A 23,812-nucleotide genomic window follows, 5' to 3' on the forward strand; every position below is an offset into this window, starting at 1 on the left:
CCGTGATGTGCTTGTGATCGCCGATGCAAGCGAAAAACAACCACGCCCTGTCCCTTTAGGTTTTTTAAATTTTCTAGCCACTTTGAACAAATTTTAGGCATTGGATCGGCTGGGAAACAACGAGCACTCCTATGGGCAAAACCTTACAACCCACCCACTATGGCATTGTTTTATTCGAATGGAGCAACAAGTGCCCCCACAAGCGGGATTAAAAAGGCATGCTTGCTAAAAGACTATGGGGTAAGGGCGTTGTTCCCCCCAAGCCCCCCTAGTGTGCTAAGGCTTGTGCGCTCCCCACGCCACTTTGGGCGCGGAAATCTTGTGCCTTAAAGCCTGCCCGATCGACTTGGGCTCTGGGACTCTTGTCCATCTTAGAAATCAAAATGATGAGAATAAAGGTTAAGGGCATGGAAAAAAGGGCGGGGTGATCGTAGGGGAAAATGGCTTGGGCATGCCCAAAACTCTTCACCCAAATGCTGGGGCTGAGTAAAACCATCGTGATCACCACTAGCCAGCCAATTAACCCGCCCCAAAATGCGCCCCTAGTTGTGAGATCCTTCCAATAAATGCTCAAAAGCAAGATGGGGAAATTCACGCTAGCGGCAATCCCAAAGGCCAGCCCCACCATGAAGGCGACATTTTGGTTTTCAAACACCAACCCCAAGACAATGGCTAGCAACCCTAAAAATAAAGTCGCACCTTTAGTTACCTTCATCTCTAGTTTGGGATCGCATAAGCCATTTTTATAGACATTGACAAAGAGATCATGGCTAATTGCGCCCGCTCCTGAGATGGCTAGCCCTGAGACCACCGCTAAAATAGTGGCAAAGGCAACCGCTGAGATGAAGCCCAAGAAAACATCGCCCCCCACCACGCCGGCTAAATTGATCGCCACCATGTTTTTAAGCCCATTGTAAGTGCCATCAGGATTGACAAATTCGCTTTGGGCGTAGAGCAAGGCAATCGCCCCAAACCCGATAATGAAGGTGAGGATGTAAAAATACCCAATGAAACCGGTGGCATAAAAAACCGATTTGCGCGCCTCTTTAGCATCTTTGACCGTGAAAAAACGCATAAGAATATGGGGCAAACCTGCCGTGCCAAACATCAAGGCCAGACCTAGAGAGATGGCGGCGATGGGGTTGGGTAAAAAAGTGCCCGGGGACATGATCGCCTCCCCTTTAGGGTGGTGTTTGATGGCTTGCCCAAAATAGTGGCTTAAGTCAAATTTGGTCAAGTATAAGATCATCACCGCCATGAACGAAGCCCCCAATAAGAGCAAAATCGCCTTGATGATTTGCACCCATGTTGTGGCGTGCATGCCCCCAAAGGCGACATAACAAATCATCAGCACGCCCACCAGCACCACCGCCAGCCAGTAGGGCAGACCAAAGAGCAGTTGGATCAACTGCCCCGCACCCACCATTTGGGCGATCAAATAAAAGACCACCACGCTCAGAGCCGAGATCGCTGAGATCACACGGATAGGTTTGGCATCCAAGCGGTAAGCCGTGATGTCTGCAAAGGTGAATTTGCCCAAATTGCGGAACTTTTCGGCAATTAAAAACAAGATGATAGGCCAGCCCACCAAAAAGCCCACGGAATAGATGAGGCCATCAAAGCCATTGGTGAAAACGAGGGCAGTGATGCCCAAAAAGCTTGCCGCACTCATGTAATCCCCGGCAATGGCGATTCCATTTTGCAAGCCGGTGATATTGCCCCCAGCGGTGTAAAACCCGCTAGCACTTTGGCTTTTCTTGCTAGAATAGTAGGTGATGCAAAGCGTGCTGAGCACAAAAACTAAGAACATGCCCACAGCAGTGGGGTTAAACGCACTCTTAGCACCCCCTGTGCTCTCAAACCCCGCCCCCAGTGCCACTTGCATACCAGTCAACCACAAAATGGGATAGAGTTTAAACTTTGCCATGTTTGCACTCCTCTAACGCACCGCTTTGCTCCAAATCACGCAGAATCATCTCTTGTTGCTTGTCAAAATGCGTGTTGGCGATGAAGGTATAAACCCCGGTGAGCGCAATGCAGAGCATGATTAAAAAAATGCCTATGAGGATGCCTAGCGTGATGGCACTAGGACCTAAGCGATATCCCAAGACCTCGGGGAAGAGCCCGATACTCAACACGAAACTATAATAAGAAACGAGCACAACAACGGAAAGCCATAACGCCACCTTGTTACGAAAAGAAACAAAATGTTTAAACGATTGGATTGCTTGGCGTGAAAAAGACAGATCGGACATCAAAACTCCTTCATTTGTTTTCCCTAGTTTGGCACATTATGGGTTAAGTGCCCTCTAGTCTCTTTCAAAAATACCCAAAACTCTGCTTACTATGTGTTTTTTTGTAGCATTCCTAAACTCTCTTGTGCAATCTGAGTAATATTTTCCCATTTGCCATTGGCGACTAAATCCTTAGGGGCTAGCCACGATCCACCTACGCAGAGCACATTTTTAAGGGCTAGGTAGCTGTGCATGTTCTCTAGGCTAATGCCCCCAGTGGGGCAAAAATACACCCCCTCAAAAGGCCCGCTCAGAGACTTTAGCATCCCCACCCCACCAGCAGCTTGGGCGGGGAAAAATTTTAAATGCGTAAAACCATATTCTAAAGCCAACATCAGCTCGCTAGCCCCGGCTACACCTGGAATCAAGGGCAGTTCAAATTGTTTGGCTTCTTTGGCTAAGAGGGGGGTTAAACCCGGGCTAATGGCAAAACGCGCCCCCACCTTTTGTGTCTCCTCTAGTTGCTTGGCATTTAAAATCGTGCCCGCTCCCACTAAGGCTTCCGGGACTTCTTTGGCGATCAAGCGAATCGATTCTAAAGCTTGCTTAGTGCGTAAGGTGATCTCTAAAATCTTAATCCCCCCAGCCACTAGGGCGCGCGCTAGGGGCACGGCATCTTTGGCATGTTCGATGACCATCACCGGGACAATGGGGCTTGTGCTTAAAACTTGGTGGCTATTCATGGTTTCTCCTTAATTTCCAAAACTGGTTGCCCCAGTTTCTGCACTGGTGGCTAAATTCCTAAAACCGGCAAAAAGCTCGCGCCCGCTCCCCACGCTAGCACGCTCAAAGGGCTCACCCTCTCTATTTTGCCACTCTTTGGGCTCAAGCACCTCTAAGATACCTTCTTTGGCATCTAAAAGCAACAGATCGCCCTCTTGAATCTGGGCGATATGCCCCCCTAAAAGGGCTTCAGGGCTCACATGGATAGCGGCTGGGACTTTCCCAGATGCCCCGCTCATACGCCCATCGGTGATCAAAGCCACCTTAAAGCCTTGATCTTGGAGCGTGCCTAAAATGGGTGTGAGTTTGTGTAACTCGGGCATGCCATTGGCTCTAGGGCCCTGATAGGGCAACACCGCAATAAAATCGCGTTGCAATTCTTGGTTGTTGAAGCGATCGATCAAATCTTGTTGGGATTTAAAAACCAAAGCGGGGGCTTGGATTTTGTAATGCTCAGGGCTAATGGCAGAGATTTTGATCACCGCACGCCCAATATTGCCCTTTAAAACTTTCAAGCCCCCATCGGGGCTAAAGGGTTCTTTAACACCCCGCACGATCTCTGTGTTGAGGCTCTGCTTTGTGCCCTCTTGGTAGGTGAGTTTGCCCCCAATTAAAAAGGGGCTTTGGGTGTAGGGTTTTAGACCCACCCCCATAATTGTTTCACAATCCTCATGCAACAGCCCCGCCTCAAGCAATTCACGCACCACAAAGGCTAGCCCCCCAGCCGCTTCAAATTGATTGACATCGGCTTTTCCATTGGGGTAAATCTTGCTTAAAAGTGGGGTGGCACTCGAGATCGCATCAAAATCATCCCAGTTGAGGATAATGCCCGCCATTTTGGCGATGGCAATTAAGTGGATCGTGTGGTTGGTCGATCCCCCCGTTGCCATCAAGCCCACCATCGCATTGACAATATTTTTGGCACCAATCATCTGCCCAATGGGCTTGGGGGTGTGTTGTGCCATGTGGGTTGCGGCTTGTTGGATCAAAGCCTCTCTTAAGGGCGTGTTGGGGTTAATAAAGGCGGAGTTGGGCAGGTGCAGACCCATCAGTTCGACCATCATTTGGTTAGAATTGGCCGTTCCATAAAAGGTGCAAGTCCCCACAGAATGGTAAGATTGCATCTCACTTTCTAGCAAATCTTGGCGGGAGATTTTGCCTTGCGCAAAAAGTTCGCGGGTCTTGGACTTTTGGGCATTGGAGATTCCGCTAGTCATTGGGCCTGAGGGGACAAAAATAGCGGGCAGATGCCCAAAACTCAACGCACCCATCAACAACCCGGGCACGATTTTATCGCACACGCCCAAATAAAACGCCCCATCAAAGACATTATGCGAGAGCGCAACCGCCGTGCCCATCGCAATCACATCACGCGAAAATAGGCTTAATTCCATGCCCGCATAACCTTGTGTGATCCCATCACACATGGCAGGCACCCCCCCGGCAAACTGGGCGATCGCCCCATGTTTGGATAAAGTTTCTTTGAGAATATCTGGGTAGGTCTTAAAGGGCTGGTGGGCAGAGAGCATGTCATTGTAAGCGGAGATGATGGCAAAATTAGGCTTGTTGGTGTCTTTAATGGTATCTTTTAAATGCTCGGGCAGACTGGCATAAGTGTGGGCAAGATTGGCACAGCCCAAATCTTTACGGGCGATTTTGCCGCTATATTGGGCGATGCGTTCCAAATACGCCTCCCGTGCAGGCTTACTCCTTTCAATGATACTTTTTGTAATATCCTCTAGGGTTTTTTTAGGCATGGTTATCCTTATAATGATCGAATTACAGCTATAATTATGCTATCTTTTTCATTATAAAACCATAGTGCTAAGGAGTCGCATGTTAGAATGCCACATCATTTTACTAGGCGCAACAGGCGATCTAGCCATGCGTAAGATTTTCCCCGCCCTTTATCTAGCTTATCAAAGCAAGTTGTTAGCCCCGATTATTAGTGCGGTGGCTAGGAGCAAGCTAGATAATGAAACCTTCCAAGACAATTTAACCAAAAAAGCCCAAGAATATATCCCCAACCTAGACCCACAAAGCTGGGGACTCTTTTGTCAAAATATCCACTATCTTTCCATCAATCTCACCCAAGCCGATGATTTTAAACAACTCCAACACAACCACCCCAATACCTTAATCTACTTTTCCATCGCTCCAGAGTTTTTTGCGCTGGCATGCGCACACTTGGCACAAGTGAGCTTGAATGCTCCCGGGGTTAAGATTGTGCTAGAAAAGCCTTTGGGGGCGGATTTGCAATCTTGTAAGGACATTTATGCCCAAATCTCCCAATATTACCAAGAGGATCAAATTTATCGCATCGATCACTATTTGGGCAAGCAGAGCGTGCAAAATCTCTTAGAACTTAGGGCTAAAAACCCAATTCTTAGTGCTCTGTGGAACAAAGACCATGTTGATCATGTCCAAATTAGCGTGTTAGAGACTTTGGGGGTAGAAAATCGGGGGGGCTTTTATGACCCCACGGGGGCTTTACGCGACATGCTCCAAAACCACATGCTCCAAATGTTGAGCCTCATAGCCATGCCCACCCTTAAAAACCCTAGTGCCCAAGCACTTAGAGATGCTAAACTAAGCGTGCTTAAAAGCCTCAAGCCCCTAGATTTCCAAGCCCTTGTTAAACAAGTTGTGCGCGCCCAATACGCCTCTAATGGCACGCTCAAAGCTTACACCCAAGAGCCCAATATCCCCACTCAGAGCCAAACAGAAACCTTTGTTGCCCTAAAACTAGAAGTGCAATCGCCTATGTGGGCGGGCGTGCCTTTTTATTTGCGGACCGGCAAACGCATGGGCACTTCCTTAGTGCAAATTGTGTTGGTTTTCAAAGGGGGTGGGGCGTTGATCTTAAACTTACAGCCCCAATACACCCTAGAGCTAAACTTAAAGGGCGTGCCCCCCTTACAAACCCGCTTAAATCAAGGTATGGATGCTTATGAAAAACTCATTTTGGAGGCGGTGCGGGGCAATCCAGCCCTCTTTAGCCACCAAGATGAGTTAGAGGCGGCTTGGGCGTGGGTTGATCCCATCTTAAAGGCATGGGAGCAAAACCAAGTGCCCTTATTCACCTACCCAGCTGGGAGCTTTGGCCCTCAAGTGGCTTTTGAGCTTTTAGAATCTGAGGGGCGTAGCTGGCACACGCTAAAGGATGACCATGTTTGATTTTTTTGATCTAGGGTCATCTTTGGAGGGTTTTAGGGCTCAAGCTTGCCAATTCTTAGAGGGCTTAGAGCAAGCCAACCCCTCTAAGGTCCATCTAGCCTTTTCAGGGGGCAAGAGCCCGATTCCGTTTTTGGAGGTTTTAGCCGGGTTGCATGTGTGGAATCGCTATACATTAAGCTTAGTTGATGATCGCATTGTCCCCTTCCACCATGAGGACAGCAACGCGCGCTTGATCCAAGAGCATTTGATCGATCCAGTTTCTTTTAAATGGGGGATTGATGTCCCCTTCATGCCCTTTTTCACGCAGGCTAGCCTCCCCTATGAGGTGGTTTTGCAACAAGCCCTAGATCACTACAAACAACCCCATTTGGCGGTGCTGGGCATGGGCTTAGATGGGCACACCGCCTCGCTTTTCCCCGATGCGCCCGAGTTTGAGCACGCCATTAGCACAACAGACCCCCTCGTGCTCACCACCCCGCAAAATGCACCCCACGCGCGCATTAGTTTGAGTTTGCACGCCCTAGAGAGTTGCCAAGAGCTTTGGTTACTGATTTCTGGCACGCAAAAACGCGCTATCTTTGAAGAGGCGGCTAAAGAGTTAAACCCCAAACTCCCCATTTCTCTGATCTTACATTCTAAAAAGGTGCTCTGCCATGTCTTCTACACCCCCTAATACTTACCCCCGCTTATTAGCTGATATTGGCGGGACGAACGCGCGCTTTGGACTAGAAAGAGCCCCCGGAGAGATTAATTCAGTTGAGGTCCTAGCTTGCCACGATCACCATAGCGTGGTGGATGCGATCAAGTGTTATTTAAACAAAGTGGGTAATCCATCTGTCAAACTGGCTGCCTGTGCCATTGCTAACCCCGTCATTGGGGATTGGGTGCAGATGACTAACCACCATTGGGCTTTTTCAATTGAAACCACCCGCCAAGCTTTGGGGTTTGATACGCTTTTATTCATCAATGATTTTGCCGCCCAAGCTTATGCGATCGCACAATTAAACGATGATGAATTGTTGCAAGTGGGGGGGACAGCCTGCGCGCTCCATGCACCTAAGTTAGTCATTGGTCCGGGCACGGGGCTAGGGGTGAGCGCGCTCATTCCCTGCCACAATGGGCATTACATTGCCCTATCCGGGGAGGGCGGGCATGTGAGTTTTGCGCCCTTTGATGATACTGAAATCGCCATTTGGAAATACGCCAAGAAAAAATACGGGCATGTGTCCGCTGAAAGACTTTTAAGCGGGGCGGGATTGGTGCTCATCCATGCGGCTTTGGCTGAACGCGAGGGGATCAAGACTGCTAAAATGACCCCTGAGATCATCAGCGAACAAGCCTTAAGCGGAAAATCGCCCCTATGCCGCCTGACCCTAGATATTTTTTGCACGATCTTGGGCACGGTGTCTTCTAACATGGCGTTGGTTTTGGGGGCGCGTGGGGGGGTGTATTTATGCGGGGGGATCATCCCTAGATTTATTGATTATTTTAAAACTTCGCCCTTTAGGGTGCGTTTTGAAAATAAAGGGCGTTTTGATGCCTACTTGGCAGCCATTCCAGTTTATGTTGTCTTGGCTAAATATCCCGGTCTAGCCGGGGTTGCCATTGCCTTAGAAAACCACCTCAACAAAGAGTGAGCATGAGAGAACACCTAACTAAATTAAATGCCTTCAAACGCTTGCAAGAACATTTTAAGGCGATTCAAAACACCCACATGCGCGATATGTTTAAAGAAGACCCTGAGCGCGCCATGCGTTATTTTTTACAAGCAGGACCCATCTCTTTAGATTATTCCAAAAACCGCATCAATGATGAAACCTTGCAATTATTGCAAGATTTAGCTAAGGAATGCCAGTTATCTGCCAAGATCAATGCCATGTTTGGGGGCGAAAAGATCAACACCACAGAGGAGCGTGCGGTTTTACACACTGCTTTGCGCTATCAGGGCGAAGAGTCCATCATGGTAGAGGGTCAGGATGTCATGCCTGCCGTGCGTGAGGTGCTAGCGCGCATGGAGAGTTTTAGCGATGCGCTGCGTTGCGGGGAGTGGTTGGGCTACACTAACCAAGTGATCACCGATGTGGTGAATATTGGAATCGGGGGGTCGGATTTGGGGGCTTTGATGGTGTGTAAGGCATTAAAACGCTATGCTAGCCCACGCCTAAATATGTATTTTGTTTCCAATGTGGATGGGACACAGATTCAAGGGGTTTTAGATAAGGTCCATCCCGAGACCACCCTTTTTATTGTCGCCTCTAAGACTTTTTCCACCCAAGAAACTCTCACCAATGCCTTAAGCGCGCGGCAATGGTTTTTAGCCCACGCCCTAGATGAAGCCCATATTGCCAAACACTTTGTGGCGGTTTCGACCAACAAGCAAGCCGTTAAAGATTTTGGGATTGACACGCATAACATGTTTTCTTTTTGGAACTGGGTGGGGGGGCGTTATAGTTTGTGGTCGGCTATTGGGCTCTCTATTATGATCTATCTAGGCAAGCAGAATTTTAGGAGCTTGTTGCAAGGGGCATTTGAGATGGATCAGCATTTTAAAGAAGCCCCCTTTACGCATAACATGCCCGTGATTTTGGCTTTGTTAGGCGTGTGGTATGTCAATTTCTTTGATGCGGGGAGCCACCTCATTGCTCCCTACGATCAATATTTACGCTATTTCCCGCGCTTTATCCAACAACTGGACATGGAGAGCAATGGCAAACGCACCACTTTAGAAGGGGAAGTGGTGGATTATGACACCGGTCCCATTATTTGGGGTGATTTGGGGATCAACTCCCAGCATGCCTTTTTCCAACTCCTCCACCAAGGCACGCATTTAACCCCCATTGATTTTATCGCCTCTTTGAGTAAGGAGGGGCATTTGTCTGGGCACCACGAGATATTACTCAGCAATCTTTTTGCCCAAGCCCAAGCCTTTATGAAGGGGCGGGATTACAACCAAGCCTACGAACAATTATTACAAATGGGTATAGAGGAGCAAAAGGCGCGCAAGTTGGCTTCTCACCGTGTCTTCTCAGGCAACCGCCCCAGCAATGTGATCTTATTAGATGCGATCACGCCTAAGAGCATCGGGGCTTTGATCGCCCTTTACGAACATAAAATTTTCGTGCAAGGAGTGATTTGGGATATTAACAGCTTTGATCAATGGGGCGTGGAGCTAGGCAAGGAGCTCGCTAAGGATATTTTAGCCCAGTTACATGGCAAGCAAGCCCCTAACACCCATGAAGATAGCTCGACTCAGCATTTAATCACGCTCTATAAAACTTTTAATCAAGGAGTCTAATGCAAACCAAAAGTAATAATTTTGCTCTAGCAGCCCTAACGGCTTTATTTTTTGCTATGGGCTTTATCACCGTCCTAAACGATATTCTGATTCCGCATCTTAAAAAAATTTTTGAACTCTCCCACTTTAAAGCCTCTCTTGTGCAACTTTGTTTTTTTGGGGCTTATTTCATCACGGGGGGGTTTTTTGGCAAGCTTTTAGAAAAAATCGGCTATCCAATCGGGGTGGTGTTAGGCTTTGTGCTCACCGCCATAGGCTGTCTTTTGTTTTACCCGGCCGCTTCGATGGCTTCCTATGCCATCTTTTTAGGCGCGCTTTTTATTTTGGCTAGCGGGGTGGTCTTGCTCCAAGCAGCGGGCAACCCCTTTGTAACCCTCTTGGCTCCGGGCAAGGAGGAGAGGACCTTAACTTTAGTGCAGGCTTTCAATTCTCTAGGCACTTTTGTAGGCCCTTATTTTGGCTCCATGCTCATTATTTCTAACACAACAGAGGTTGTGGATAAAGTCAAAGAAGCCCAGTCCGTGCAAGGTCCTTACTTGATGATCGCCGGGGCGTTGGTTGTCTTAGCCGTTGTGGTTTATTGGTTGCGTTTGCCTGATGTGCGCGAACAAGCCCAAGAAGTGAGCGAACACAACCACGATGGCAAAAAAAGTGCCCTGGAGTATCCCCACTTTGTGCTAGGGGCTTTGGCGATCTTCTTTTATGTCGGGGCGGAGGTCTCCATTGGGTCGTTTTTGGTCTTGACCATGCTTGAAGTTGCCCAAATCCCGGAAAAAACGGGGGCACAATACATCGCCTACTATTGGGGCGGGGCGATGGTGGGGCGTTTTATTGGGAGTGCGATCATGCAAAAGATTGCGCCCAATAAATGCTTGGCTTTCAATGCCATTATCAATGTGATCTTGCTCTTTGTGGGGATCATCTTAGATGATAAGATCACTATCTTTTTCTTAATTGCTATCGGGCTTTTCAACTCGATCATGTTCCCCACGATCTTTTCTCTAGCCACCAAAGGGCTAGGCAAATTCACCTCCCAAGCCTCTGGGATCATCTGCATGGCGATTGTGGGCGGTGCCCTGCTCCCCCCTTTGCAAGGTCTCATGGCCGATCATGTCGGGCTGATCCTCTCTTACATCGTGCCCATGCTAGGTTACTTCTACATCTTGTTCTTCGCCCTACAAGGTTACAAACGCATCCGGCATATCTAGGCAACCAGCGGGCTAAAGGTTGTTAGCTGGTGGGGGGCTTTCTAAAAGCCACGGAGGCTTGGATGATCTGTTCCTCGCTGGTTTGTGAGGCATCGTATTTGACAATGATCACATTTTGCGTTTCATTGACATACCATTCTAAAATGCCCCCGACCATGCCCTCTAGGGCTTGGAATTTCTCCCGCTCAAAGGCATCTAAGGGAAAATAGACATTTTTTTGCTGGCTAGGGTTGTTCAAAAACAACACCAACCCCCACCACAGCACGCACACCCCCACCACAATAAAAGCGGTTTTTTCCACGCCTAAAAGCTTATAGCCCACCCCGCCTAACAATCCGCCCACAAAAGAGCCCGCATAGCCATAAGTTACAAACAAGCCCAGCACCAAGCCTCTTTGGTGGGCTTTGCATAATTTGCTGGCTAAGGATTGCATGATGGGCTCTAGCGTGCCAAAGCCGGCAAAAAAGATCATAATCCCGGTGATAAAAAGCCAAGTGGTGGGCGAACTGGCGTGCCGATCGGCTAGAGCCAAGCATAAATAAGCCACTAAAAACATCGCTATCCCGCTTAGCAGCACGCCCTTAGCCTTGTGGAATTTTTCAGCAATGATGGCAGCAGGTGCCATGCTCACCATCCCCAAGAGCGCGCCTAGACTATAAATTTTCCACAATGCCGCCTTATCCATTTTAAAATCATGCACAATGGCTAGGGGGATGAGCACAAAAATTAAGGTCATCAAGCATTTTTCAAAGAACGAACAAAGGTTGATGATGAAAATATCTTTGTCTTTGAGCGCATCGCTCATTTTGGGCTTTTCTTTGAGAGAATAGAAAATTTTAGGCGGGTTGGGGACTTTGAACGCCATTAAAAACATCGCAAACAAGCTTAAAAGGGCAGTGAGCAAAAAGAGCCATTCTTCGCCAAATTTGGCTGCCACGCTAGGGCCAATCACCATGCCCGCCGTAAAAGCCATGAAAATCCCTGCCCCCATGAACGCCATTGCCTTTGTGCGCTTTTCCTCCTCCACTACATCAGCCACCATTGCGCTTAAAACCCCCCCCATCGCCCCCATGCCCTGAATCAAACGCCCTAAAACTAGGGTGTGGATATTGTGGGCTAAAAAGCAAATCAGTGAGCCTAGCACAAACACCGCCAAACACCACAGCACGACCGCCTTGCGGTTATAACGATCGCTCAAAACCCCAATGGGTGTTTGGAAGAGAATTTGCGTCAAATACGCCCCCCCCACAGCCAGACCCATCATTAAAGCGTTGGCTTGGAAATGTGCGGCGTAAAGGGCGATCACGGGCAAAACAATAAAAAGCCCCAAAAACCGCAAAGAAGACACCAAGACAAAGGGCAAAACTTTGGCTAACATGCTAATCCTTAAAAACTTGTTGGCATGCGCTTTTGTCATGCCCTAAAACACAATCTCTTTGGAGTTTTTCAAAGGCTTTGGCGCGTTGTTCTTGTTCTTGGTGGGCTTGCTTCATTTGGTAGGTATAAACCCCATAAAAAGCCACCCCTGCAATGAGGACAAATAACAAATCAGTCGGCTTGATTTTAGGGCAGAATTTGCACGCCATGTTGGATTCTTTTTGATTTGTGTTATAACACACTTTCATTTAACCTAGTATAATAGAACTAAAATTGTAGGAGAGCGCATGTTTTCTAGGGTAGGCAGAGCGATCATTTCGTGTTTGGACTTCATCACCAAGTATTTTAAAACCTTTGTTTTTTTAACTTTAGTGGCTTTTGTGTGGCTTGGCAACACCAATCACAAGGTGCAAGAACCTAATTTGGCAAAACTTTACCTCTATGGTCCGATCTTTGAAAGCGAGAGCTTTGCCGATCAAATTGATAAAATCACGCAAAACCCCAGCATTAAGGGCGTGCTCTTGATCATCGACTCCCCGGGGGGGAGCATTAGTGCCAGCGTGGAACTTAGCGACATGGTGGCGCATTTGGCTAAAAAAATGCCCGTAGTGGCTTATGTGCGGGGCGTGATGGCTAGTGGGAGCTATTATGCGGGCATGGTGGCTAATAAAATCTATGCTAACCGCGGGGCGTTGGTGGGCTCTATTGGGGTGATCTTTAGTGGCATGAACATCGCCCCCTTGATGGACAAACTGGGGATCAAGGCACAGGGCATGTCCAAAGGGGCTTATAAAGAGGTGGGGACTTTCACGCGCGCTTGGACCTCTCAAGAAAAGCAATACCTAGATGCCCTGCTAGGCGAACAATATGGCATGTTTGTGGACGATGTGGCTAAGGCAAGGCATTTAAACCCCAAAGATGCGCCCAAATTTGCCGAGGGCAAGATTTTTAGTGCTAAGCAAGCTTTAGAGCTTAAGCTCATCGATCATGTGGGGACTTATGAGGAGGCGGTAGCGGCTTTGCAAGATTTAAGCGCAGTCAAAAAACCCGTGTGGTTACAAAGAGACAAACTAGAAATGTTAATGGATAAAGTGTTAAAGTCTAGCACCCAAGCCCTTGTGCAAGTTTTGGGCTACCAATTACGCTAGAAACTATAAATATAGCGCAAATACATGGAGTATTGCCGCCTAAAGGTTTGGCTAAGGCTGTAATGGCCCTCGCATCGGCCATCACAAATGCCCTTCCCATTGGGGATGAGGTATTTATACGCAACACCCTTATAATAAAGAAGGGGGATGGTGGGGATTTTGATCCCAAATTCCACGCCATGGTGTTCGATGATATTAGCCCGAATCCCCACATTCACCAAGAACTGGAAATGCGTGCCATTCACACGGCTAGTTAGGGGTCCAGTGGTCACCATGCTAGCGGGGTTAATTTCTCCATTGGTGCCCACAGCAGGTCCGGTATAATTTTTTTCACACGGATTGCCACTATCAGGGATATAGGCACACTCACCGGGCACAATGCCGATGAGATAGCCCTGTTTGAGGCGGCTGACTTTATTGCTCGTCCAAGTGTTGCCGGCAAATTGTGCGCCCAAAAAGAGCCCCACGCTGATTTTGGGTTTGTTGATCACATTAAAGAGCATGTCTGTGCCCACACCATAGGTATACATATCTACCTTGTCATTGTTTTGGAAAAAAACACTCGTATAGTTGGAGGCGGTGGCATTAGAGAAATTGCTATGCCCGTAATCAAAAAAGCCATAGTAACGCAAGCCAAACCAACGCTTTTTACCAAAAAATTGTTTGTAACCAGCAATCACATTCAGCCCAAACATGGGCGCATTCCTGCCCGGGTTTTCTGCCCCCTGCAAGGTTTTAGCATTATCACTGGGCATCATCCCAGAGGTCCATACCGCTTTACAATTACCCGGGGTGCAATCATTAAGCCCGGTATCAATCAGTTTGTGCGTGATGGGATCGTAGGCGCTGGGCGGTGGTTTGGCCGCACTTAGTGCCACCGTGCCTTGGGGCACTTGGAAAATTTGCCCGTTTTTCTCCCCCACGAGCTTTTTATCTGCCCGCCCCACTTCTAAGCCAATCCCAATAAAACCCGCATTCTTTTCGGCTTGCAAGCCCAAAGGGAGTGCTAAGAGACAAATTGCACCAGCTTTTCTTGCATTTTGGCAAAACAATAATATTTGTTTAGACTTTTGAAGCAACATGGCTTTTATCATTCCTTAGAAAAGTATTACAATTTATATATTTTTATTATAACAAAATATTTACTCCAAAATCAAGCGGACATGTTACAATCCAAATTCTAATTTTTGCAAGGACATGGAAGCGATGCAAGCCCTCTACCCCTATTTACTCATCTCCCATCTTTTGTGTGCGATCATTTTTATCGGGTATCTCTTTTTTGATGTGGTGATCTTCCCTAGTATCCAAAAAATATATGGGGAGGAGATCGCCCAAAAAGCCCAACAAGGCATCTCCGCGCGCGCTATTAAAATCATGCCCCTTTGCGTCCTATGGCTCTTACTCAGTGGTGGGATGATGCTCAGCGTGTATGTGGGGGGCGATAAGGGATTTTTAGAAACGCCCTTCCAAAAGGTGTTGATGCTCAAAGTGTTGTTGGCATGCACGATTTTTGCGATGGTGGCTATCTCTTTAGCGTGCAAGTTTTTAAACAAGAAAAACCCCCTAGCCTCTGTGATCCACCCCTTAGCGTTGCTACTGGGTCTAGGCATTGTGATCTGTGCTAAGTGGATGTGGTTTGCTTAAGCTGACCATGTGCCCCATTTACACCACCCTCCCCCCGCATTATTTGAAACTTGCCATTTGGCATGCCTTTTTGAGGCGTTAAAACAGCTTTAAACACCCAGCATATATTTTTAACGCACCCATTAAGGAAAGAAAAATGAAAAAAGAAAAGGTTGGAACAGATCAACAGGGTTTGAGTCGGGATATCCATTTGGGGCAATTGCTGATGATTGCCCTAGGTGGGACGATTGGGACGGGGTTATTTGTGGGCACGGGGGGCAATATCGCTAATGCCGGTCCTCTAGGGACTTTGATCGCCTATTTAGTGGGCGGGGTGATTGTCTATTCGATCATGCTCTCTTTGGGCGAACTGGCTAGCATGTATCCTAGCACGGGGAGTTTTGGGGATTATGCCGATCGTTTTATTGGGCCAGCAACCGGTTACATGGTATTTTGGATGTATTGGGTGGGCTGGATTGTTACCGTGGCGGTAGAGTATTTTATGGTGGGTGCGCTCATGCAACGCTGGGTTGATCCAAAAGTTGTCCCCATTGAATATTGGGTGGTGGCTTGTGTGCTCTTGGTCTTTTTGCTCAATGTGTTTTCGGTGCGTATTTTTGCCCGGGGAGAATTTCTCCTAGCCTCAATCAAGGTTTTGGCAGTTTTTACTTTTATTATCTTGGGGATCGTGGGGATTTTTTACCAAGCTTATCTGTATGGCTGGGGGAGTGTCTTGCATAATTTTTATATCAGCACCCCCGATCCACAAAATGGGCTGGAAGCAGGCGTTTTCCCTAAAGGAATCCATGCCGTCTTTGGGGCGATTTTGGGCGTGATCTTTGCCTACACAGGCACGGAGATCATAGGCGTAGCTGTGGGGGAGACTAAAAACCCCGGCGTGGTGATGCCCAAAGCCATTAAGGCGACCTTGTGGCGCATTGTGTTTTTCTTCTTGGGTTCGGTCTTTGTGATTGCGGTGTTTTTGCCCATGACAGATTCGAGCATCACCAAAAGCCCCTTTGTGGCGGCTTTGGAGCGAATCCCATTGCCCTTCTTTGGGATAGGGATTCCCTATGCCGCCGACATTATGAATTTTGTCATCATCACCGCCATTCTCTCTACAGCCAACTCAGGGATTTATGCCTCTAGCCGCATGGTTTATGGTTTAACCCAAAAAAAGATGTTCCCCCCCATTTTTGCCAAACTCAACAAGCAGGGCACGCCCATTTATGCGATGTATTTGTCCATGGGCTTTACTTTGCTGGTCATGTTTGGGAATGAATACGCCAGAAATGGCAAGCTTAAGGAGATGATGGAAGCCCTAATCAATATCATTAGCTTTAGCGTGATTATCGTGTGGATCAGCGTGAGCGTGGCGCAATACAATTTTAGAAAGCAATTTGTGGCTTCGGGCAAGTCCTTAGATGAATTGCCCTACCGCGCGCCCTTTTTGCCCTTGATTCAAGTGATTGGCATTAGTGGGTCTTTAATCGCTGTTTTTGGGGCGTATATTGACCCCGAACAGCGTAAGGGGGCTTATTTGACAATTGGGTTTGGGATTTTGTGCTATGTGGGCTATTATCTCACTAAGGATCGCTGGAAGGACAAATCTAAGCCTTGTTAGTCTTGCATTTAAGCCCCTATTTTAAGATTAAGGCATGCTAGAGTTTGTCTATATCAAACAACCCGATCGCCTAGATGTGCCCTTGCACGATCACATTGAAGTTTTAGAGAATGCTAATTTAAATGTGGAATGCGTGGTGTGCAATGTGCCCTTGCAGGGGGCTAAGAGGGTGGCTAGGGAGATTAATTTTTTGCTAGAAAATAGCAACCAAGACCCCTTAGATTTAGCTAATAGCCTCTCTTTGCTCTACGAGGTGCATGGACTGCAATTTGATTTTGACACCACCAAGCACACCCCCACGCCAGAGGGCTTGTTGAGCGAATTTTTTAGCTATAACCAAGAGATTTGCCAATACCACCAACGGCGCGTGGAGTGTTGTGCCAAGTGCAGTGAAGTCTGCCCCACTGAAGCGATCACTAAATTAGACCCCCAAATCGCCCAAGATAAGGGCATGGAATGTGCGGACAACCGCCATTTGATCATTGACCACCAAGCCTGCATTGATTGTGGCAAGTGTATCAGTGTGTGCCCTAGTGGGAGCTTGAGTTATGGGGGTTTTAGTTTGGAGTGCGTCCAAGAGGTGGCTAAACTCTATAGGGGTTATGTCCCTCTCTTGCTCGATCACCAAGCAGAGTTGCCCAGCACCCCCCTTAAAAAAGAGATTTTGCCCCTCTGTGTTAATCTCAATATCTTAGAGCAGGTCGCCTTGATCACCCTCTTACAAGAGAGCGGGAGTCAGATTGTGATCTACGCTCCTCAGGAGTTGGGCGTGGGCACTTTGCAGAGTATTGCCCTGCTCAATGGCATTTATGTCCAACTTTACCAACAAGAGGCGATCTTGCTGGCTAGCGATTTGCAGAGTTTGCAAGCGTGTTTGCAACGCGCCCAACGCCTAGAATCCACCCACTTCACCCCCCCCACCACCCCCACACGCACCAAGCGGGATTTGTTTGCCAAACGCCTCCAGCACGCCATAGGGCAGGGGGATTATGGGCGCGTGCCTTCTGCGAGTTTTATCCGTTACGGGCATGTAGAGATCAATTCTAATTGCACGCTGTGCCTCTCTTGCGTGGGGGCGTGCAACACTAATGCCCTAAGCGTAGATGGCAACGCCTATACCTTGCTCTTTAACCCCAGCCTTTGCACCACTTGTGGGTATTGCGAGGCGACTTGCCCAGAAAAGGATTGTCTGCACTTGGAACGCGATGGGATCGCCCTAAACCCCTCATACTTTGTCCCCAAAATCATGGCACAAGATAGCTTGTTTGCGTGCAAAATGTGTGGTAAGCCCATTGGGACAACCAAGAGCGTGGAGAAGATCGCAACGATTATGAAGCCACGCTTTCAAGGCGACCCACGCAGAATCGCCACCCTTTATGCTTGCCCTGATTGCAAGGTTAAGATCATGCTCGAAGACATGCTAGACATCAATTCTATTTTAAAATGAATATAGATTCCAATCTCACCTGTGCGCGCGCACTCTACTACCGCCTGTGGCATTACATGGTGGTTTTTATCCAAACTCCGCAACTCTTTGAAGAATTGAAAGCTCTAGTGGCACATCTCAAAGATTTCCCCTTTGATCCCAACACAGCACAAGGCTGGCAAGAGTTGCATGCCTTTTTGGAACAAGGGCTAGAAACCTTTAAGCAGGAGCAAAACGCCTTGCTCTTTGCCCCCGGGGAGCATTTTATCCCCATGAGCGCATCTTATTATTTAGAAGGGCAGGACAATAGCAAGAAACGCCTAGAAGCCATCGCGCTTTTAAAGCAATCAGGCTTACACATAGAGAGCCACACGATCACTAGCCCTGTGGCTGAGGATGATTTGGCGTTTTTAACTTTGATGATGAACGCGTTTTTACAGCAACTCTTAGAGGATCAGGGCTTTTTTAGCCTGCATGAAAAACTCTTTAAAGACTTCTTCCACCTCTTTGGCGATGCCTTTTTGGAGGCTATCAGCACGCATAAAAAAAGCGTGTGTTATCAAAGCTTCGCTATAATCTTAGGTGCATTTATCCAACACGAGAGGTTGTTTTTCAACCTAGTTTAGGAGGTTGTCATGGAGAGTAGAAGAGAGGCGTTAAAGAAGTTGGGCACGCTGGGCGTGGGGGCTCTAGCCGGGCAGAGCTTGCTAGCCACCATGCCAGAAAGGCAATTCCCCAACACAGATAGGGCTAGCAATGGTGTCGTGGTGGGCAAGAGCAATAAAAAAGAAATTCTCTATCACAAAACCCCCGCTTGGGAGATTTTCTATAAAAGTGTGTGGTAGTTTGAGAAAGGAAGTAACATGGGAAAATTAAGTCGGCGTTCCTTTTTGAAAATGGGCGCAATCGGGGCTGGGGCTGGGGCAACTCTTGCCTTTGCTAACACCAAAGCGAGCAAAAAAGAGAGTGTGATCGACCCCAATGAGGGAGTCAAAAGAGTCAAAACGATTTGTAGTATCTGTTCGGCAGGCTGTGGGATCATCGCGGAGGTCAAGGACGGGGTGTGGATACGCCAAGATGTCGCCCAAGATCACCCCATCAGCGCGGGCAGCCACTGCTGTAAGGGCGTGGATCAAATTGACTTGGTCAAGTCCAAAATGCGCCTCAAATACCCGCTCAAAAGAGAGGGGGGGCAGTGGAAACGCATCAGTTACGAGCAAGCCATCGATGAGATCAGCGCAAAAATGCTCAAAATGCGCGAAAAATACGGGCCTGATAGCATGATGTTTATGGGGAGTGCTAAGATGAACTCCCAGCAAGCCTATTATTGGCGCAAGTTTGCCGCCTTTTATGGGACAAACAACATAGACCATGTAGCAAGGATTTGACACAGCACCACAGTCGCCGGTGTGGCGAATACATGGGGGTATGGTGCGATGACAAACCACTTTGGGGACATTGTCGGGCATTCTAAAGCGATCTTGATGATCGGGCTTAATACGGCTGTGAGCAATCCTATTGGCTTTAAGCATTTCTTGCAAGCCAAAGATCGCAATAATGCTAAATTAATCGTGATCGATCCCGTCTTTACCAAGAGCGCGGCTAAGGCAGATATTTATGTGCGGATTCGCTCAGGGACCGATATTGCCTTTATTTATGGCATGTTGCATTTGATCTTCAAACACGGCTGGGAGGATAAAGAGGTCATTAGAACCCAAGCTTACGGGATTGAGGAAATCAAAAAAGAAGCCCTCAAATACACGCCCGAAGTGGTGGAGGACATCACGGGTGTGCCTGCTAGCTTGCTGATTCAAACCACGCGCGTATTTGCCACCGCCAAGCCCGCCACGCTGGCGTGGGCTTTGGGGATCACCCAGCATAGCGTGGGGAGTGGGAACACGCGCATGCTCTCCATCTTGCAGCTGGTGCTAGGCAATATGGGCAAAAAAGGCGGGGGTTGTAATATTGTGCGTGGGCATGACAATGTGCAAGGCTCTACGGACATGTGCTGTTTGGCAGATAATTTGCCCGGCTATTATGGTCTGAGTGAGGCTAGTTGGCGTTATTATGCCAAGTGCTGGGGGGTGAGCTTTGAGAGTTTGCAAAAACGCTTTTTTGCCCCCGAGTGGATGCACAAAAAGGGCTTTAGTATCTCCCTTTGGCATGAGGGCGTGTTGCAAGAATCCAAAACCCACTCCAACGCCCCCATTAAAGGGCTTTGGGTGCAGGGCAATGGGGTTTCCTCCCTAGCGCACAATGTCAAAATGGCAGAGGCGATGGAAAAGCTAGATTTGATGGTGATTGCCGAGCCCTTTTTAAACGAGGCGGCAATCCTCACAGAAAAACCCGATGGGGTCTATGTCCTCCCCATTGCAACCCAGTTTGAATGTGAGGGGATCGTGGTCGCCACCAATCGCGCCGCCCAGTGGCGATCCCAAGTGGTCAAGCCCCTCTATGAAGCCAAGCAAGATCATGAACTCATGTTTGAAATGGCTAAGAAGTTTGGCTTTTATGAGGAATACACCAAAGCTTTGCTCTGTGATTTTGACAAAAACGGGGAATTGGTGCAGGTGCGCAAAACTTTCCAATGGCCCGAAGATGCCACCAGAGAGATCGCGCGCTCGGTTAAGGTGATAGGGCTTGGGGGCTGGACACCAGAACGGCTTAAAGCCCAACAAGAAAATTGGCACATGTTTGACTACATCAGCCAAGAGGGCTATGGCCCCATGAAGGGGCAATATTATGGCTTGCCTTGGCCAGCTTGGACACCACAGCACCCCGGCACACCCATACTCTATGACATCAGCACCCCCACCAAGCAGGGGGGCATGGGCTTTAGAGCGCGCTTTGGAGAGGAATACAAGGGGCAGAATTTGTTAGCCGATAAGAGTGTTACGATCAAGGGCTCGGCGATCAAGGGGGGTTACCCTGAGATCACCAAGGCTAACATTGAAAAGGTGTTAGGCATTAAGCTCACGGAGCATGAAAAAGCCATTATGGGGGATAACTGGAAGGTGGATACCAGCGGGCTTATCCAAAAGAAATGCGATGAAAAGGGCGTGTGCGTCTATGGGAATGCGCGCGCGCGTGCCATTGTGTGGAACTTCATCGATCAAATCCCCTTGCACCGCGAACCCTTGCACTCCCCCCGCCCGGACTTGGTGCAAAAATACCCCGCCATTAAAGACCAAGTGAATAACTTTAGGGTCGATGTGCGCTATTCTAGCGAGCAAAACAAACAAGAGTGGGCTAAAGAATTCCCCATTGTGATCGCCTCCATGCGCTTGGTGAATTTGAGCGGGGCGGGGATGTTAGAGCGCACCAGCAAGTATCTATCCCACATCACGCCTGAGATGTTTTGTAATATCCACCCCGATCTCGCCCTAAACCACGGGATCAAAGATGGCGAGATGATGTGGATACACTCCCCTGAGGGGACTAAGATTAAGGTCAAGGCGATTTTTAGCCACGCAGTTACTCCCGATCGCATTTGCATGCCCTATAGCTTCGCCGGGGTGTTGCAGGGCGTGGATTTATCTCATCGCTACCCTGAGGGCACCAAGCCCTACACCACTGGGGAGAGCTCCAACACGATCACTAATTACGGCTTTGATCCGGTAACTCAAATCCCTGAGTTTAACGCCGGCTTGTGCCGCATTGAAAAGGCTTGAGATGGCAAACTTACAACCTGCTAAACAAATCCCTAACGCCAACCGCATGAAGTTTTATTGCGATGACAACCGCTGTATCAGCTGTTTTGCTTGTAGCGTGGCGTGTTCGCACTCCAACGATTTAGAAGTTGGCTTGAATCGGCGCAAGGTCATCACCCTTTATGAGGGGGTGGAGGGCAAGGAAAAGTCTATCTCGATCGCTTGCCAGCACTGCACGGACGCGCCCTGTGCGCAGGTCTGCCCGGTGGATTGTTTTTATATCCGTGAGGATGGGATCGTGCTGCACAATAAAGAAACCTGTATTGGCTGTGGGTATTGCCTCTATGCCTGCCCCTTTGGCGCGCCCCAATTCCCCAGAGATGGGGCTTTTGGTGTGCGCGGCGTGATGGATAAATGCACCATGTGTGCAGGGGGACCTGCACCCACGCATTCGCAAAAAGAGATGGAATTATACGGGGTTAATCGAATCGCCAGCGGGCAAGTGCCCATGTGTGCGGCGACTTGCTCGACTAATGCGCTCTTAGTGGGCGATGCGCTGAGTATCGCCGACATTTATAGACGGCGTGTTATGGCAAAATATGCCAACGCTCAAGACTACCAAACCAAAGCGGCGCACCAAATCGAGGGCGCAATGCCTTAAGGGGGGCTGATGAAAAAAATTGTGCTTTTTATGGGGTTTTTGGCGGGCTTAAGGGCGCAAACGACCCCCCTCGATCAAGAGCGCATTTTAGGCATTCTACCCTATGGGCAGAGAGATACGGGTAAGCTAGGCGAGCTTTGGACGCTTTGGCAGGGGCATTATTTTTTATGGCTCTTTTTAGCTGTGGTGTTAGGTGTGGGCTTTGGCTTTTTAATGCACTATCTAGTCATTGGACCTAAACAATTCAAGCACAGCGATCAAAAAGTCCCTTTTTTCACGCTTTTTAATCGCATTATCCACTGGATCGCCGGGGTGTCTTTTATTTTGCTTGTGCCCACCGGACTGATCATGATCTTTGGGGATTTCTTTGGGGGCGGGGCGTTTGTGCGCTTTTGTAGAGTTACCCATAGCGTGGGGTGTGTGGTGTTCATGGTGGCGGTGTTGCCCATGCTCTTTATGTGGCTTAAAGACATGTTCTTTAGGCTAGCTGACATCAAATGGCTGGTGATCATGGGGGGCTATTTCTCCAAAGAGAAAAAACCCGTGCCAGCGTATAAGTTTAATGCGGGGCAGAAGATGTGGTTTTGGATCGCCACTTTGGGGGGGTTGGTGATGATTGCTAGCGGGGGGATTTTATACTTCAATACGGAGGATTTGAGCACCATTGCTAACCTTTTTGGGCTTTACCAAATTTCTTTGCTGCGTCTAAGCGCGCTGATGCATAATTTCTTAGGGCTGGTGCTCGTGGGCTTTTTCATCGTGCATATTTACATGTCCTTGTTTGCGATCAAGGGGTCTTTGCAATCCATGATTGATGGGCATAAAGACCTAGAGGAAGTGCAAATTTTGCATAGTCTATATTACCAAGAGCGCATGGGAGTCTAAGGCTTCTAACCCATTTGTGCTCAAATAAAGTCAAACTTGACTATTGAACCCATACCCGCCAACAATCCATCTTTAGGGTTTGGGCGATCATGTCCTCTGCACTCTTGCCCAAGCACTCCGTGATGAACCCATGGCAGTTATTCTTAAACAAATGGTAATCCCTAGCTTGCCCCACTAAGGACAATGCCCTTTGGGCTATGTCAAAATTGCCCACCGCTCTTGTGCCTTGACAAGAGACAAAAATGATCTTGCCCCCTGAAAACCCTTGAGAAGTGCATTTTTCAATGCAACTCCCATTAAACTTGCCGGTCAAATGCACAATTTGCCCCCCGCCGACATAAATCCCTGTGTGTGAAAACGCATCGGCAAGATCGTGCCATAACACACTGCCTATAACCGGCTCGCTCACCCCATCGCCCTCCCGATGAACCCGAAAAGTTTCTAAAAATTCCTCATAAAAGTTTTGGGCGTTCTGTTTTGTGTCCAATAGAATATCTACACGCTTGCGGATTGTCTCTGGCAATGCCTTTGAACCTCTCCCTCCAATATTTTGCCATCTTTTTGGTATAGACCACAATGTGGGTCTTTATCTTTGTGGCAGTCTTTGGTTCTTTGGGATATGCCACAAACTCCTTCTTGTAAGATAAAAGCGCACACGGCTAAAAGAGGGGCTAGGTTAATCTTTTCTTTGAGGGGGGCAAGAAACAGCAATATAAAATCT

Annotated in this window: 22 protein-coding genes; 14 read left to right on the forward strand and 8 right to left on the reverse strand. The window is 48.3% G+C overall.

All coding sequences use genetic code 11. The features are described 5' to 3' along the window. Positions 1-268 precede the first annotated feature (268 nt). The 4 genes from C5684_RS08115 to edd form a co-directional block, all read right to left on the reverse strand. Positions 269-1,927, reverse strand: a complete 1,659-nt coding sequence (locus tag C5684_RS08115; RefSeq protein ID WP_104639989.1) for a cation acetate symporter — start codon at positions 1,925-1,927, stop codon at positions 269-271. Further along, complete coding sequence (locus C5684_RS08120) at positions 1,914-2,255, reverse strand: DUF485 domain-containing protein (protein WP_013890731.1); 342 nt, start codon at positions 2,253-2,255, stop codon at positions 1,914-1,916. Before C5684_RS08120 ends, C5684_RS08115 begins: the two co-directional genes overlap by 14 nt. Positions 2,256-2,344: 89 nt before the next feature. Beyond that, entirely contained in the window at positions 2,345-2,977 is a 633-nt protein-coding gene (locus C5684_RS08125; protein WP_013890732.1) for a bifunctional 4-hydroxy-2-oxoglutarate aldolase/2-dehydro-3-deoxy-phosphogluconate aldolase, read from the reverse strand. A 9-nt stretch (positions 2,978-2,986) separates the two neighbouring features. Further along, positions 2,987-4,774 carry a phosphogluconate dehydratase gene (edd, locus tag C5684_RS08130; protein WP_013890733.1) on the reverse strand — a complete coding sequence of 596 codons (1,788 nt, stop codon included), beginning with the start codon at positions 4,772-4,774 and terminating at the stop codon, positions 2,987-2,989. Between the two features lie 79 nt (positions 4,775-4,853). Here edd and zwf point away from each other — a divergent pair, with 79 nt between their 5' ends. From zwf to C5684_RS08155, 5 genes are read left to right on the forward strand one after another with little or no spacing between them, the layout of a single operon-like run. Continuing rightward, positions 4,854-6,194: a glucose-6-phosphate dehydrogenase gene (gene zwf / locus C5684_RS08135; RefSeq protein WP_104639990.1), complete on the forward strand. Its 1,341-nt coding sequence runs from the start codon at positions 4,854-4,856 to the stop codon at positions 6,192-6,194. Beyond that, positions 6,187-6,867, forward strand: a complete 681-nt coding sequence (gene pgl, locus C5684_RS08140) for a 6-phosphogluconolactonase (RefSeq protein ID WP_013890735.1) — start codon at positions 6,187-6,189, stop codon at positions 6,865-6,867. Before zwf ends, pgl begins: the two co-directional genes overlap by 8 nt. Further along, positions 6,848-7,831, forward strand: coding sequence for a glucokinase (locus C5684_RS08145; protein WP_013890736.1), 984 nt, complete (start codon positions 6,848-6,850; stop codon positions 7,829-7,831). Before pgl ends, C5684_RS08145 begins: the two co-directional genes overlap by 20 nt. 2 nt (positions 7,832-7,833) lie before the next feature. Beyond that, positions 7,834-9,489, forward strand: coding sequence for a glucose-6-phosphate isomerase (pgi, locus tag C5684_RS08150; RefSeq protein ID WP_013890737.1), 1,656 nt, complete (start codon positions 7,834-7,836; stop codon positions 9,487-9,489). Further along, complete coding sequence (locus tag C5684_RS08155) at positions 9,489-10,697, forward strand: sugar MFS transporter (RefSeq protein ID WP_104639991.1); 1,209 nt, start codon at positions 9,489-9,491, stop codon at positions 10,695-10,697. Before pgi ends, C5684_RS08155 begins: the two co-directional genes overlap by 1 nt. A 22-nt stretch (positions 10,698-10,719) precedes the next feature. Here the strand turns inward: C5684_RS08155 and C5684_RS08160 are convergent, their stop codons facing one another. Both C5684_RS08160 and C5684_RS08165 read right to left on the reverse strand, forming a co-directional pair. After that, positions 10,720-12,075, reverse strand: a complete 1,356-nt coding sequence (locus tag C5684_RS08160; protein WP_104639992.1) for an MFS transporter — start codon at positions 12,073-12,075, stop codon at positions 10,720-10,722. A gap of 1 nt (position 12,076) precedes the next feature. Next, positions 12,077-12,283, reverse strand: coding sequence for a hypothetical protein (locus tag C5684_RS08165; RefSeq protein WP_199764528.1), 207 nt, complete (start codon positions 12,281-12,283; stop codon positions 12,077-12,079). Between the two features lie 78 nt (positions 12,284-12,361). Here C5684_RS08165 and sppA point away from each other — a divergent pair, with 78 nt between their 5' ends. Then, entirely contained in the window at positions 12,362-13,222 is an 861-nt protein-coding gene (gene sppA / locus C5684_RS08170; RefSeq protein WP_104639994.1) for a signal peptide peptidase SppA, read from the forward strand. Here the strand turns inward: sppA and C5684_RS09615 are convergent. Next, a complete protein-coding gene (locus tag C5684_RS09615; protein ID WP_324761471.1) occupies positions 13,219-14,220 on the reverse strand; it encodes an outer membrane protein in 1,002 nt (333 codons plus the stop codon). The genes sppA and C5684_RS09615 overlap by 4 nt on opposite strands. Before the next feature lie 208 nt (positions 14,221-14,428). On the opposite strand from C5684_RS09615, the gene C5684_RS08180 reads away from it, so the two are divergent. The 8 genes from C5684_RS08180 (at position 14,429) to C5684_RS08220 (ending at position 23,091) form a co-directional block, all read left to right on the forward strand. Beyond that, positions 14,429-14,866 carry a CopD family copper resistance protein gene (locus C5684_RS08180; RefSeq protein ID WP_104640003.1) on the forward strand — a complete coding sequence of 146 codons (438 nt, stop codon included), beginning with the start codon at positions 14,429-14,431 and terminating at the stop codon, positions 14,864-14,866. Between the two features lie 136 nt (positions 14,867-15,002). After that, complete coding sequence (locus C5684_RS08185) at positions 15,003-16,469, forward strand: amino acid permease (RefSeq protein WP_104639996.1); 1,467 nt, start codon at positions 15,003-15,005, stop codon at positions 16,467-16,469. A 34-nt stretch (positions 16,470-16,503) separates the two neighbouring features. Further along, positions 16,504-17,916 carry a 4Fe-4S dicluster domain-containing protein gene (locus C5684_RS08190; protein WP_104639997.1) on the forward strand — a complete coding sequence of 471 codons (1,413 nt, stop codon included), beginning with the start codon at positions 16,504-16,506 and terminating at the stop codon, positions 17,914-17,916. Next, positions 17,913-18,521: a TorD/DmsD family molecular chaperone gene (locus C5684_RS08195; RefSeq protein WP_104639998.1), complete on the forward strand. Its 609-nt coding sequence runs from the start codon at positions 17,913-17,915 to the stop codon at positions 18,519-18,521. The genes C5684_RS08190 and C5684_RS08195 overlap by 4 nt, the downstream gene beginning before the upstream one ends. A gap of 9 nt (positions 18,522-18,530) precedes the next feature. Beyond that, a complete protein-coding gene (locus C5684_RS08200; protein WP_104637893.1) occupies positions 18,531-18,740 on the forward strand; it encodes a hypothetical protein in 210 nt (69 codons plus the stop codon). An 18-nt stretch (positions 18,741-18,758) separates the two neighbouring features. Next, positions 18,759-21,566: a formate dehydrogenase subunit alpha gene (locus C5684_RS08210; protein ID WP_233708724.1), complete on the forward strand. Its 2,808-nt coding sequence runs from the start codon at positions 18,759-18,761 to the stop codon at positions 21,564-21,566. A gap of 1 nt (position 21,567) precedes the next feature. Next, positions 21,568-22,206: a formate dehydrogenase FDH3 subunit beta gene (gene fdh3B, locus C5684_RS08215; RefSeq protein ID WP_104640001.1), complete on the forward strand. Its 639-nt coding sequence runs from the start codon at positions 21,568-21,570 to the stop codon at positions 22,204-22,206. A gap of 9 nt (positions 22,207-22,215) precedes the next feature. Next, the gene (locus C5684_RS08220; RefSeq protein WP_104640002.1) at positions 22,216-23,091 is read left to right on the forward strand and encodes a formate dehydrogenase subunit gamma; all 876 of its coding nucleotides are present in this window, start codon (positions 22,216-22,218) and stop codon (positions 23,089-23,091) included. Positions 23,092-23,131: 40 nt separating this feature from the next. Here C5684_RS08220 and C5684_RS08225 read toward each other — a convergent pair whose 3' ends face one another. After that, positions 23,132-23,614 carry a lecithin retinol acyltransferase family protein gene (locus C5684_RS08225; RefSeq protein WP_233704177.1) on the reverse strand — a complete coding sequence of 161 codons (483 nt, stop codon included), beginning with the start codon at positions 23,612-23,614 and terminating at the stop codon, positions 23,132-23,134. Positions 23,615-23,812 lie beyond the last annotated feature (198 nt).

It is taken from the genome of Helicobacter bizzozeronii (genome assembly GCF_900196775.1).
GTDB classification, from domain to species: domain Bacteria; phylum Campylobacterota; class Campylobacteria; order Campylobacterales; family Helicobacteraceae; genus Helicobacter; species Helicobacter bizzozeronii.

Coding starts and splice junctions, on each gene's coding strand:
- C5684_RS08195 (WP_104639998.1), top strand. CDS start 17,913: ATGAATATAGATTCCAATCTCACCTGTGCGCGCGCACTCTACTACCGC.
- C5684_RS08165 (WP_199764528.1), bottom strand. CDS start 12,283: ATGGCGTGCAAATTCTGCCCTAAAATCAAGCCGACTGATTTGTTATTT.
- sppA (WP_104639994.1), top strand. CDS start 12,362: ATGTTTTCTAGGGTAGGCAGAGCGATCATTTCGTGTTTGGACTTCATC.
- edd (WP_013890733.1), bottom strand. CDS start 4,774: ATGCCTAAAAAAACCCTAGAGGATATTACAAAAAGTATCATTGAAAGG.
- C5684_RS08160 (WP_104639992.1), bottom strand. CDS start 12,075: ATGTTAGCCAAAGTTTTGCCCTTTGTCTTGGTGTCTTCTTTGCGGTTT.
- pgi (WP_013890737.1), top strand. CDS start 7,834: ATGAGAGAACACCTAACTAAATTAAATGCCTTCAAACGCTTGCAAGAA.
- fdh3B (WP_104640001.1), top strand. CDS start 21,568: ATGGCAAACTTACAACCTGCTAAACAAATCCCTAACGCCAACCGCATG.
- C5684_RS08185 (WP_104639996.1), top strand. CDS start 15,003: ATGAAAAAAGAAAAGGTTGGAACAGATCAACAGGGTTTGAGTCGGGAT.
- C5684_RS08180 (WP_104640003.1), top strand. CDS start 14,429: ATGCAAGCCCTCTACCCCTATTTACTCATCTCCCATCTTTTGTGTGCG.
- C5684_RS08115 (WP_104639989.1), bottom strand. CDS start 1,927: ATGGCAAAGTTTAAACTCTATCCCATTTTGTGGTTGACTGGTATGCAA.
- C5684_RS08220 (WP_104640002.1), top strand. CDS start 22,216: ATGAAAAAAATTGTGCTTTTTATGGGGTTTTTGGCGGGCTTAAGGGCG.
- C5684_RS08200 (WP_104637893.1), top strand. CDS start 18,531: ATGGAGAGTAGAAGAGAGGCGTTAAAGAAGTTGGGCACGCTGGGCGTG.
- zwf (WP_104639990.1), top strand. CDS start 4,854: ATGTTAGAATGCCACATCATTTTACTAGGCGCAACAGGCGATCTAGCC.
- C5684_RS08190 (WP_104639997.1), top strand. CDS start 16,504: ATGCTAGAGTTTGTCTATATCAAACAACCCGATCGCCTAGATGTGCCC.
- C5684_RS08125 (WP_013890732.1), bottom strand. CDS start 2,977: ATGAATAGCCACCAAGTTTTAAGCACAAGCCCCATTGTCCCGGTGATG.
- C5684_RS08155 (WP_104639991.1), top strand. CDS start 9,489: ATGCAAACCAAAAGTAATAATTTTGCTCTAGCAGCCCTAACGGCTTTA.
- pgl (WP_013890735.1), top strand. CDS start 6,187: ATGTTTGATTTTTTTGATCTAGGGTCATCTTTGGAGGGTTTTAGGGCT.
- C5684_RS08145 (WP_013890736.1), top strand. CDS start 6,848: ATGTCTTCTACACCCCCTAATACTTACCCCCGCTTATTAGCTGATATT.
- C5684_RS08120 (WP_013890731.1), bottom strand. CDS start 2,255: ATGTCCGATCTGTCTTTTTCACGCCAAGCAATCCAATCGTTTAAACAT.